The following is a 12,272-nucleotide window of genomic DNA, read 5'->3' as shown; positions in this document are numbered from 1 at the left end:
CATTGACACATTGGCATATTATTCTCTAGTCTTCTGTATCAACAAATAATCAAGCAAAGTCATTGCTGCCATCGATTCGACAATGGGAACGGCACGTGGAAGCACACAGGGGTCATGGCGTCCGCGGGCTTTCAGGATTGTGTCTTCTCCATCCATGCTGACGGTTTCCTGTTCCATCAGGATCGTAGCCACTGATTTAAAAGCGACACGGAAATAAATATCTTGTCCGTTGGAGATACCTCCCTGGATACCTCCCGAGTTGTTTGTATGAGTATTGATATGTCCGTTGTCATTGAAGAAACGGTCGTTACGCTGGGAACCACGATAGAGGGCCGCTTCGAATCCGTCACCATATTCAAATCCTTTGACGGCATTGATTGTCAACATGGCATGGCCTAAAGCTGCATGTAGTTTGCCGAAAACAGGTTCACCCAAACCGATGGGAGTCCCTTTGACTACGCAAGTAATAACTCCGCCGATCGTGTCTCCTTTGGATTTCACTTCGGCAATTAACTGTTCCATCTCTGCCGCCTTTTCCGGGTCGGGACATCTTACTGCGCTTTCTTCGGTCAGATTCAAGTCGTAGTCTTTATATGAACCTTCCAGCTTGATGGGACCTACCTGTGAAGTATAAGCCTGGATATGGATACCTTTCTGGCGTAAGGCCAGTTTGGCTATTGCTCCGGCTACACATCGTGCGATTGTTTCACGGGCAGATGAACGGCCACCGCCACGGGGATCACGGATACCATATTTTGTTTGATAAGTATAATCGGCATGCGAAGGACGGTAGACTGTCTTCATATTGTCGTAATCGGACGAATGCTGATTCTTGTTCCAGATAATGAAACCGATCGGCGTGCCGGTCGTTTTTCCCTCGTAAATCCCGGAAAGGAATTGTACTTCGTCGTCTTCCTTGCGGGGAGTCGTAATTTTGGATTGTCCCGGTTTACGGCGGTTTAATTCTTTTTGGATGAAATCTGTATCCAGTTCGATACCAGCCGGGCATCCGTCGATAACACCTCCGATACCCGGACCGTGTGACTCTCCGAATGAAGTTAATCTATATATATTTCCGAATGTATTCATATGTAGTAAATGCAAGTGGAGAATTAAGAATTATATCGCTTAAAATGAAAAATGAGGAATGCAGAATCTGTTTCATTCTTCATTCCCCATTCTGCATTATTCATTTATTTATTAGTGACAGCTACCGCATCCGCAACCACCGTCTTTGTGATCGTGGTCACCGCAATCGCTTCCACAGTCGTCGCATCCGCAACCACATCCGCCTGCCGGTGCTGATAAAGCTGCAATTTCTTCTGCTGTCGGTTCGTGAACGTCGATAACTTCACCGCTGAAGTGCAGTGTTTCACCTGCCAACGGATGGTTGAAGTCCATAACGACAACGTCATCTTTCACTTCCAGAACAGAACCGTTCAGACGGTTACCGTTTGAATCCATCATAGGAACAGTGTTACCTTCTTTGATGATTTCAGAGTCGAACTTACCTTCAACTTCGAAAATGTTTTTTGGCAGATCAAGCACGTGATCTTCCACATATTCTCCGTATGCGTCAGCCGGAGCGATAGAGAAGTCGAACTTGTCGCCTACTTCCAGACCTTTCAAAGCATCTTCGAAAGCCGGGAGCATTGCGCCTGTTCCAAAGATGAATTTCAACGGGGCCTCAGCTACTGCTTTTTCCATCAACTCACGCTCTTCACCTTCTCCTACGTTCAGGTCATATGTAACCGCAACGAACTTATTTGCTGTAATTTTCATTTTTAATTGTATTTGTAATAAATAAAACGAGGACAAATTTACGTATAATTTCCGACTTAATCAGGTTATTCTTTTAAAAATAAAGATATGTAATGTTTTAAGCTAGAATATAGTTATCTTTGTCGGCTGAAATAAAAATGAGAGATCCTGTACTTATTCTATGGTTACAGTGTTTGTCGGTAGGTTAATAAAGTAGTGTTTGCGGATGCGGTTTTCTAAGTTAAAAGACTTTTTCTTTCCGGGCGGAACGGAAAGCAGGAAGTTGATCGGTTTATTTTTTGCTGTCTTGTTTCTGAAGTTTATGTGGTTCAATCTGCTTTGGTGCATGTTATCTACATTTACTCCATTTTCAAAGATTGAAACTTATCTGGATACTATATTAGTCTCCTTATTTTTGTTATTACCCCTGGTTTGCTTTCGTGCTGTCAAGACTACCCTGGTGATTTTCTTTCTGCTAGACGGTTTGCTTATTTCGAACCTGATGTATTTCAGGACTTACTTTACTGCCATACCGTTGGATAGCTATTTGCTGATAGATAATTTGTCTGATTTTACCAGCAGTGTATTTGATTCCTGGCGGATGGTCGATCTGTTTTTCCCTTTGTCTACAATGGCTGCGGGTGTTTTGTGGTGGTATAATTTTCATCGGAAACATGAAACGGAACAGGCGGTACGGTGTAAAGGCGGTTTTGCTTTTGCACGTTATCTGGTTCTGATTGTTTTAGTGGCTTTGATTCCTGCTGTTCGTCTTTGGAGCCAGAATGGTTTTAAAGTTGCTTATGAGAGATTGCAGGATGCCTATTTGCATACTTGTAATATCCCGATGTATACGATTTTCGGTTCTCTTTATTATGATTATACCTGCGACCAGATAGTCTATACACCGGAGATAAAGGCCCGTATCGATTCCTGGCTAGCCAGGAAAACGGATTGCAAATCCGTTTTATCACCATTTAATCCAAAGGATAATTGTATTATAATCCTGGCCGAATCATTGGAAAGCTGGGTGTTGGATAAGACGGTGGAAGGCCAGGAGATTACTCCGAACCTGAATAGAATATTAAAGGATACGTCGGTGATCTATGCCCCTCATGTTTTATCGCAGGTGAAAGGAGGACGTTCGATCGATGCCCAGTTGCTGATGAGTTCCGGGCTTTTGCCTATTAACTCCGGACCTTACAGCATCAAATTCCCGGAATCATATTATCCTTCTATCGTAAAGGCGTTTAAAGAAAAACATAAGGATGCCAAAGCATATAGCTTGACTATCGACAAACCGATGGTCTGGAATCAATGTATAATAGCTCCGGTTCTGGGATATGACAGTCTGGTTTCGAAAAACTGCTTTATACAGGAAGAACCGGTCGGTTCGCGTAATCAGGTGGGTGACCGTGCCTTTTTGCGCCAGTGCCTGAGTAAAATCCGGAAGAATGAAGTTTGGGATGAGTCCGGAAATACGCTGGTGCAATGTATTACCTATTCCGGGCATAATCCTTTTATTTTGCCGGATTCATTGAAAAGAGTTTCTTTTTCGCCCGAAGTCCCGGAGGTCTTGAATAACTATATGACCATGGCCAATTATACAGACCGGGCAATAGGTGAATTTGTAGCAAAGATCAAAGCGGACAAGCGTTTCGATAATACTTTAGTCGTGATCATGGGGGACCATGAAGCATTGGGAACAGTCAGGAAAGAACTGTGCAACGATCCGGTAGGAAAGGATATTGTAGCTGATAAATCGTTTGTTCCGCTAATCATTCTGAATGCGCCATTTAATATGTATTATGGCAAAGTCATGGGACAGGTGGATGTTTATCCGACTTTGCTGGACCTGCTTGGGTTGAATGATTACTGGTGGAAAGGATTGGGAGAAAGTATCTTTAATCCGCAGAAACCAGATTTTGATGTCGACCCCCAGTTTAATCTTATCGGAGATACGGCCAGTGTTCCCGATGAGAATATCCGTCAGGCCAAAGAAGCCTGGGAAATATCAGACATGATTATCCGCTATGATTATCTGGGACATAAACTGAATATAAAAGAAGAACCGGTGAAAGTGGCAGGGGTAAAATGATAAAAAATATGTCGAAAGCGGTTGCAGGAAAGAACCGGCTTTCGATATATTTTTGAATACTTATTTCTTGTCGATCGCTTTCTTCAGAGCATTCAGGGCGGTATCCAATACGGAGCGCGGACAACCTACGTTGAGGCGCATATATCCTTCTCCGCCGGGTCCGAACATGCTTCCGTCGTTCAACAGCAGACCGGCTTTATCCTGGAATAAATGAACCAGTTCTTCCTGGCTTAGTTTGAGGTCGCGGCAATCCAGCCAGACCAGGAAGGATGCCTGTGGCGGATAGACTTTGATCTTCGGAAGCTTCGTCTTGAAGAATTCATCTACGAAACGGACATTTTCCATTACATACATCCGCATTTGCTGTAACCATTCGGCACCATATGTATAGGCCGCTTCGGTTGCCGTATAAGCAAAGATCGTCCCGTCGCCCAACTCGCCGGCTTCCAGGAATTCATAAAATTCTTTCCGTATCTTTTCATTGGGAACAATGGAGTAGGAGGTTACGATGCCTGCGATATTGAATGTCTTGCTCGGAGCCATGAAAGTAATACTGCAATTGGCGGCAGCTTCTGATACGGTGGCAAACGGATGATGAGTAAACTGCGGATAAGCCATTTCCGCATGTATCTCGTCTGAAATAACCAGTATATTGTGTTTTGCACAGATATCCGCCAGCTTGACCAGTGTATCTTTTTTCCATACGATGCCGCCCGGGTTGTGGGGATTGCAAAGGATCAACACTTTGCACTGCTCGTCTATTACGGATTCCAGCTGTTCGAAATCCATCTCATAGGCGCCGTTCACCAGTTTGAGCGGGTTGTTGACCACTTCCCGTTTCATGCTTTCCGGAACAATCCGGAACGGATGGTATACAGGTGGCTGGATGATTACTTTGTCGCCCGGTTTGGTGAAGCATTGGATGACAAAGCCGATGCCTTTGACAATTCCCGGAATATAGCTGAGCCATTCCCGTTTGATCTTCCAGTTCTGTTTATAATGTACCCATTCTATAATACTATTATAATACGAGTCTGATCCGAAAGTATAACCGAATATTTCGTGTTCGCAGCGTTTCTTTATTGCATTGACAATAAAGTCCGGAGTCCGGAAATCCATATCGGCAACCCAGAGAGGAATAAGGTTCTCGTTGCCGTACCGCTCTTTTATTGCATCATATTTCACGCAATTGGTACCGCGGCGTTCAATTACTTCGTCAAAGTTGTATTGCTTCATTTTTATCTTAGTTCAGTCAGTTATCTTTGTTTTAGTCTATTGATCGGGGTCAAAGATAAACAGAAAAATTGATAGGTGAAGCAGAATGACAAAAGAACACGATCGGATTATAAGACTTCCTCCATGCGTTCCAACTCACAACCACGGAACTGCATTATGATACAATGTAATTTTGTGTCCTGTATCAACTGACGTACCTTTGGTGCAGCGGCATATTGTTTTATCTGTTCAACAGCTTCTTCCCACTGAACTTTAGCTTTTTCCCCGGAATCTTTTGCTGAAAGATATTTCAATTCAAGTATATAACTGTGTTTCACTTCATAGCGCAACAAATCGGGCATCAGGAACAGGTCGCAATAACCATGGTTCAACTCCATCTCCGGGGCTGTCAGATAGTAGGCATTTACACTGAGATAAGCCGTGAAAAATCCCTGGATATTGCGTTCGCCTTCAATAGCACTGCGAACCGACGAGTTTTCTTTGTAGGCATGGGCTATAAATTCCAGAGATTCGCGCCAATGGCCGTCGTAGGCCATATCATCGAACAAATCTGTCAACTGGTTCAAATTGATATATCGTTTATTTTGGTATTCCTCTAACAGGAATTCGTAATATTGCTTGCGCACATTGTTGTTGGGGATACTTAATACCACACGCCCCCCGCGGGTATCGGTAATAGTCAGCATACCATAATAAAAAAGCAGACTGGGGAAGATTTCCGGATTGGCAATCTCTGTTGCAGGAAAAGTGATTGCCAGATTAGTAACGATTTGTCCTTCATCAGTGATTTTACGCAGTACCCCTTTTCGGTCACCGTCCAGACGGTCCAGCTGGATGAGTTTCTTCATTTTGTTATAATCCGTACGGGTATTGGGGTCTATCATCTGTTCGGGAGATTTTTTCAAGGTTATGTAATTGCGGAGATAGTAGAGTACCATGTCGCAATTGAACATCTTCGGGTCACTTTTCAGGCTTTCTTTTGCAAAACAATAATTGTCATACCACGGTTTCATCTCCGTAATCATAGCCTCTATATCTGCATCATCCGACAGTTGTCCTGCATCCTTATAATACTGGAACATAGAGCGTACGTCTACTTCACTGAATCCTAGCATCATATTGAATTGATGTTCGGTGCTGATGTTCCAGCCGATATTAAATCCGCTGGTAAGATCGTCTAACGTAACAGGGCTGACGCCGGTCATGAAGATACGTTCGAACATTCCTTTAAATTTCTTGAAAATCTCGCGATAGAACCCGCTGGCATGTGTGAGAGCATGGTAAACGTCATTACCTTGCTCATTGAGTATTATATTGGTGAAGTTATCATATTCGTCGATAATAAGATAGAGATGCGCCCCGGTTTCGGGTGCATGAAGATTCAAATAGTTCAGTTTGCTGACAAAATCGGGCAATGCTTTCATTTCATTGGCAAACCCCGGATAATAATAAGACTCGTAAGACATGCCGAACATATCCATCACCATACTGCAATACCGGTCAAAGTTCTCTGATAGTGAACCACTGCCGCCACTGGCACGTGAGAAATCCAAATAAAGTACTTGAAATGTTCCTTGTAAAGGGGTGGGATGCTCTCCTATCCACAGATTGCCGAAACGTTTTTGAAACTTCTCTTTTTGAGCAATATCATAATAGGCCCGGAGCATACTCAGAAAGATGCTCTTGCCAAAACGCCGGGGCCGGATGAAAAACAAATTACTGGGTTGCTCTTCCAGCATAGGCAAATACATCGTCTTATCCACATAATACTGGTTCTGCTCCACCACTTCCACAAAATTGGAAATGCCGTAAGGGATTCTTTTTGCAACTTCCATAATAATTACTCCTGTTTTTTATTTATGCTTACGAGATAAGACAAAGGTAGTTTATGTTCCCGTGTTTTCTATGAATTTATCAAAGTAAATAATTTTATTTCTGATATTTTTTGTTACTTCGCACTAGTTATGGAATTACCAGAGGAGCAACATATCTTGAGGGAGATCGCAAGAGGAAACATAAAAGCTTTTGAACAGCTTTTTTTCGACTACCAACCTAGGTTGGTATATTTCCTTGTCGGCCTGACGCACGACAAGGAAATCAGTCGTGATATATCCCAGGATTTGTTTCTTTCCATATGGAAAGACCGGGAAAAACTGAGAGACGTCCGTTCTTTTTCCTCCTATCTCTTTCAGATGGCGCGCTTTACCGTTTATGATTATTTCGACCGTCTTGCCGTTTCAGAAAAGTATACCAATGAGTTTTTACTGGAGGCCTCCATCTCCCAATCGGAAGAGGAAGCGATGTTTGCACGTGAATTGCAAAACCTTATCAACCGGACTGTCGAACAAATGTCTCCTCAACGAAAGCTAATTTATAAGATGAGCCGTGAGCAAGGTTTGTCTAACGACGAAATCGCAACGCGTCTGAATATTAGTAAACGTACAGTCGAAAACCATTTGACTGCTGCCTTGTCCATTCTTCGTAAGGTTCTTTATCTTTTTTTGTTTACCAGTTTGGGCTGAGCACTGCCGTTCCCCAAAAGTGTTTCATCTTAATGAAACAAGTGTTCCATCATATAGAAACAACTGTTTCATTAGTATGAAACACATTCAACGATAGCACCCGTTAGTACCGGAATCAAACTATTTTCAAAAAAAGTTGATTTTAGATTGTGTGTATTGTTGTGATAAACCTACATCCATATAAAGACGGATATTTTATGGAAGAGAACAACAAGATAAAACAACTCATGCAGCTCTACTTCGGAAAGCACTTTTCCCGATATGGACGTATCTTGTTTGGACGTTGGTTGAGGGCGGACGATGCAAAAGCTGAGAAAGAAGAAATGTTGCAGGATTTGTGGAAGAAATCTCAGCCGGAGGTGACGGATTCTACCCATAGTGATTGGAAGGCTTTGCAAAGGCATCTTTCCGTGCTCCCCGTTCGTGAACGTTCGGTGCCATTCTATCGCCAGTGGTTGAAATATGCGGCCGTTATTGTCTTGATGATGATGACTGCCGGAACGACCTATTGGGCAACCGACCGTTTTAAACCGGTCCGTCATGTGGAAATGGCACAGGTATTCGTCCCTTACGGAGAAAGTGAGCAGGTGGTATTGCCTGACGGTTCGAAGGTGTGGGTAGATGCCGGTACGCTGTTGGTTTATCCGAAAGATTTTACCGATACTGATACACGAACGGTTTACCTGACCGGGCAAGCATCCTTCTCTGTCCGTAAGAATCCGGAGCAACCCTTTATTGTGAAGACGACTTACCTTGATGTCCAGGCGTTGGGTACTGTCTTTACCGTGGAGGCTTATCCGGGCGACTCCTGTTCCATGGCAACATTGGAGGAAGGAAGTGTACTGGTATCTGTTAGGAATGAAGACATTCAGCCGACTGTGCTAAAGCCTGACCAACAGTTGGTTTATTCGCATTCAGAACATACCGTGATGGTCCATTCTATCGACGCTTCCTTATATAATATGGAAAGAAACGGCTATCTGATATTTGAAAATACATCTTTCAGCCGTCTGATGGCCTCTTTGGAACGTAAGTTCAATGTGACGATTCATTATAATTCCCAAAAGTTTGCGGGAGAATATTATAATGTCAAATTCTCGCCGGATGAAAAGCTGGAAGATGTGCTGAACATTCTGCAACAACTGATTGGTATACATTATAAAATAAAAGGAAAGGTGGTATTTATAAACTAAAATATAGGAGTAAACAAATATGAACAAAAGAAAACCGGAAAGACAGAAAGTGCGAAAATCCCTCTTTCCGGAATTCGAAATCGAATCTTGAACATCTTTGGATTGACGAGTAAATCGTCATGGTTTTATTAATATTCAATTTTCAAATGTACAAATATATGAAATTAACTAATCTAATACGTATAAATAACGGAAAAAGTGTATCCAGGCTGTTGTTTATTACAGCTTTATCTTCCATCAGTTTATTTTCTTATGCGCAACATCAACAAGTGCGCCTGACCGGAAGCAATGTAACACTGAAGACAGCCTTCAAACAAATCGAGCAACAGACCAAACTGTTTGTCGATTATAATACGCAGGAAGTGAACGATTCCCGCGTCCTGACAAAGTTACCGAAGAACAGTAATGTAAAAGAGGTTATGGAACAGTTGCTGGAAGGTTCCGGTTGTTCGATAACGTTCAGTAACGGACATATTATTATCAACAAGCAAGCCCGTACTGTTTCTTCAACGAAAAAGATATCAGGAGTTGTGAAGGATGAAACCGGTGAGCCCGTTATTGGTGCGAATGTAGTCGTAAAGGGAACAACGAACGGGACAGTTACGGATATGAACGGACGGTATAGTCTGGAAGTCCCGGAAGGTGGTGTGTTGCAGATATCTTATATCGGTTACAACACCCAGGAAGTAAAGGTCGGAAGCGGAGATGTCGTTAATGTTTCACTTCGCGAGGATTCCGAAGCCTTGGATGAGGTTGTGGTTATCGGTTATGGTACGGTAAAGAAGAGCGACTTGACGGGAGCTGTCGGTTCCGTGCAGATGAAGGACGTGAGCCAGGTGGGTATAACCAGTGCCGACCGTGCGTTGCAGGGGCAAATAGCCGGTGTGCAGGTTAATGCCAGAACCGGTCAGCCGGGTGAATCGATGATGATTCGTGTCCGTGGAAGTAACTCCCTGGCAGGTGGTAACGAACCGCTTTATGTCATTGACGGTATGCCGGTAGAAAAGATGAATTCGGATATTAACCCGGAAGACATTCTGTCGATGGAAGTATTGAAAGATGCATCTTCTACGGCTATCTACGGTTCACGTGGTGCGAACGGTGTCGTTATGATTACGACGAAAAGAGGACGTACCGGCGATACGGTCCTTGAATATAATGGATATGTCGGTGTTTCTTCTTTAAGAAAGAAACTGGATTTACTGGGAAAAGATGATTATATCGCCATGGTAAATGAAGTTTCCCAGAATGACGGGAACGGTATTGCCATCACACCGGAGCAAGCAGCTATGCTGCCGAACAATGACTGGCAGGACCTGGCTTATCAGACTGCCTTGACGCATAGTCATCAGGTGTCTGTCTCGGGCGGTACGGATAAAACGAAGTTGTACTCCTCTCTGAACTATATGAACCAGGAAGGTATTATCAAAGGTTCTGATTATAACCGTTTTGCATTGCGTATCAATGGCGACCAGAAGCTGGCGAGAAATTTGTCGTTGAATGCCAGTATCGCTTATTCATACGGAACTCAGAATACAGCGAACAGTAATGCGGATGGCTGGGGAGCGATTGCTTATACGGCAATGGTCATGGCTCCGATACAGGAAATAAGAGATGCCGATGGCAAGTACACCAATTTCTCGGGAACTCCCTGGGGAGGAACAAACCCTGTCGGTATGGCTGAATTGTATAAGAATAAAACCGTTAATTCCCGCTTACTGGCGAATATGTCGCTTATCTATGAGATTATCGACGGATTGACTTTCCGGGTGAATGCCGGTGCTGAAGTCAATGCGGGTAGTTCCGATCGGTACATTCCGATTGGTTTGTCTGCCGGAGGTAAATTGGATGGTGATGCGTCTAAGTCAAAATCTAATTATTATACTATTATTAATGAGAATATTTTGACCTACGACAAGCGGTTCAATAAGAATCATGCATTGAACCTGATGGGTGGTGTTACTTTCCAGACCTATCAGTATAATGATTTGGGCGGCTCAGGTACAGGATTTCTGCGCGATGTCTATGAAACGAATAATTTGGGAGTAGCCTCTACACCCGGAACTCCGTCTTCCGGTTACAGCGATTACCGGATGGCTTCTTTCCTGGGACGTGCCAATTATAACCTGATGGAAAGATATCTGTTGACTGTCACCGCACGATATGACGGTTCGTCTAAATTCAGTAAGAACCATAAATTCGCTTTCTTCCCTTCCGCCGCATTGGCCTGGCGTTTGTCGGAAGAGAATTTTATGCAAGATATTGATTGGCTGAGCAATCTGAAACTGCGTGCCAGTATCGGACAGACCGGTAATCAATCTATTAGCCCGTATCAGACTTTCGCCCGTCTGGGAACTTCCGGTCCTATTTTCGGTGATGGAAAAGATATTGGTTTCGGTTTATCCTCCATGGCAAACGACGACTTGAAATGGGAAACAACTACACAAACGGATATAGGTGTCGACTTTGGATTCTTTTCCAACCGCCTGAATATCGGTTTTGACTATTATTGGAAACAAACGCGTGACTTGCTGTATAATGCGACTCTTCCCCCGTCTTCCGGATATTCTTCTATGCTGAGAAACTTAGGACGTATTGATAATAAAGGTTTTGAAATATCTATCAATACAATCAATATGAAAGGAAAAGTGAACTGGACGACTAATTTGAATATTACATCCAATAGATCAATCGTGAAAGATTTGGGTTCGGATGTGTATGGAAATAAGATTCAGCGGATAGATGCTCCTATCGGTGGCGGAAACTGGTTCCCTCTGTTTGTCGGTAAAGCTCCGTTCCAATTGTATGGCTACGAAATAGAAGGTATTTATCAGACGGATGAAGAAGCTCGTTTGAACGGCGAAGCAACCAAGAAAGCAGGTGATTACCGGTATAAAGACACGGACGGGAAAGCTGGTATTACAACAGGTGATAAAACGATTATTGCAAATACGCAGCCTAAGTTTACTTTCGGTCTGACGAATATTATCAATTGGAATAACTTCGAGTTATCATTCCTGTTAATAGGTAGTGTTGGTGGTGATATCGTTAATGAATTTAATAAAAGTATCACTAATATCGGTGGCACATGGAATATCCGCAAAGATGTTTGGGAAAACCATTGGACTCCTGAAAATCCGAATGCCAAATATGCACGTGCTTCTGTTGCGACCAAGGATTATCTGGCCTTCGGTGACCCGAGTTCGGTTTGGGTGGAAAACGGTTCGTATCTGCGATTCAAAGATATCAAACTGGCTTATACGTTGCCGTCTCAATGGTTCGCGGGTTCCCGTAAACCTAATATCTCGGTTTATCTGAGCGGACAGAATCTGATTACGATTACAAGCTATTCTCATTATGACCCGGAAGCATCCTGGACGTCTTCTGCCGTGAACGGATGGGACAGAGGGGTTTACCCGTCTGCGAAATCATTTACTTTGGGTTTACAGGTTAAATTTTAATACG

8 protein-coding genes are annotated in these 12,272 nt (G+C 43.3%); 4 read left to right on the top strand and 4 right to left on the bottom strand.

The genetic code is table 11. The annotated features are described in order from the left end of the window. Positions 1–18: 18 nt before the first annotated feature. On the bottom strand, positions 19–1,089 hold the full coding sequence (gene aroC, locus K6V26_RS16590; protein WP_007654507.1) for a chorismate synthase: 1,071 nt from the start codon (positions 1,087–1,089) through the stop codon (positions 19–21). A 111-nt stretch (positions 1,090–1,200) separates the two neighbouring features. Continuing rightward, positions 1,201–1,782, bottom strand: a complete 582-nt coding sequence (locus K6V26_RS16585; RefSeq protein WP_129698280.1) for an FKBP-type peptidyl-prolyl cis-trans isomerase — start codon at positions 1,780–1,782, stop codon at positions 1,201–1,203. Positions 1,783–1,987: 205 nt separating this feature from the next. Here K6V26_RS16585 and K6V26_RS16580 point away from each other — a divergent pair, with 205 nt between their 5' ends. Beyond that, entirely contained in the window at positions 1,988–3,856 is a 1,869-nt protein-coding gene (locus K6V26_RS16580; protein ID WP_048317897.1) for an LTA synthase family protein, read from the top strand. A 60-nt stretch (positions 3,857–3,916) separates the two neighbouring features. Here K6V26_RS16580 and K6V26_RS16575 read toward each other — a convergent pair whose 3' ends face one another. Beyond that, positions 3,917–5,092 carry a MalY/PatB family protein gene (locus K6V26_RS16575; RefSeq protein WP_010802150.1) on the bottom strand — a complete coding sequence of 392 codons (1,176 nt, stop codon included), beginning with the start codon at positions 5,090–5,092 and terminating at the stop codon, positions 3,917–3,919. Positions 5,093–5,199: 107 nt separating this feature from the next. Beyond that, positions 5,200–6,927 (bottom strand): ATP-binding protein, encoded by a 1,728-nt coding sequence (locus K6V26_RS16570; RefSeq protein WP_010802151.1) that lies wholly within the window; start codon positions 6,925–6,927, stop codon positions 5,200–5,202. A gap of 129 nt (positions 6,928–7,056) precedes the next feature. On the opposite strand from K6V26_RS16570, the gene K6V26_RS16565 reads away from it, so the two are divergent. The 3 genes from K6V26_RS16565 (at position 7,057) to K6V26_RS16555 (ending at position 12,268) form a co-directional block, all read left to right on the top strand. Then, a complete protein-coding gene (locus tag K6V26_RS16565; RefSeq protein WP_224263341.1) occupies positions 7,057–7,614 on the top strand; it encodes an RNA polymerase sigma-70 factor in 558 nt (185 codons plus the stop codon). Positions 7,615–7,811: 197 nt separating this feature from the next. After that, positions 7,812–8,807 (top strand): FecR family protein, encoded by a 996-nt coding sequence (locus K6V26_RS16560; protein ID WP_122327232.1) that lies wholly within the window; start codon positions 7,812–7,814, stop codon positions 8,805–8,807. Positions 8,808–8,965: 158 nt separating this feature from the next. Next, positions 8,966–12,268 (top strand): SusC/RagA family TonB-linked outer membrane protein, encoded by a 3,303-nt coding sequence (locus tag K6V26_RS16555; RefSeq protein WP_224263340.1) that lies wholly within the window; start codon positions 8,966–8,968, stop codon positions 12,266–12,268. Positions 12,269–12,272: the final 4 nt, after the last annotated feature.

Source organism: Parabacteroides goldsteinii, assembly GCF_020091425.1.
Classification (GTDB): domain Bacteria; phylum Bacteroidota; class Bacteroidia; order Bacteroidales; family Tannerellaceae; genus Parabacteroides; species Parabacteroides goldsteinii.
This window is presented reverse-complemented; position numbering and strand designations above follow the sequence as displayed.

Coding starts and splice junctions, on each gene's coding strand:
- aroC (WP_007654507.1), bottom strand. CDS start 1,089: ATGAATACATTCGGAAATATATATAGATTAACTTCATTCGGAGAGTCA.
- K6V26_RS16565 (WP_224263341.1), top strand. CDS start 7,057: ATGGAATTACCAGAGGAGCAACATATCTTGAGGGAGATCGCAAGAGGA.
- K6V26_RS16585 (WP_129698280.1), bottom strand. CDS start 1,782: ATGAAAATTACAGCAAATAAGTTCGTTGCGGTTACATATGACCTGAAC.
- K6V26_RS16575 (WP_010802150.1), bottom strand. CDS start 5,092: ATGAAGCAATACAACTTTGACGAAGTAATTGAACGCCGCGGTACCAAT.
- K6V26_RS16580 (WP_048317897.1), top strand. CDS start 1,988: ATGCGGTTTTCTAAGTTAAAAGACTTTTTCTTTCCGGGCGGAACGGAA.
- K6V26_RS16555 (WP_224263340.1), top strand. CDS start 8,966: ATGAAATTAACTAATCTAATACGTATAAATAACGGAAAAAGTGTATCC.
- K6V26_RS16560 (WP_122327232.1), top strand. CDS start 7,812: ATGGAAGAGAACAACAAGATAAAACAACTCATGCAGCTCTACTTCGGA.
- K6V26_RS16570 (WP_010802151.1), bottom strand. CDS start 6,927: ATGGAAGTTGCAAAAAGAATCCCTTACGGCATTTCCAATTTTGTGGAA.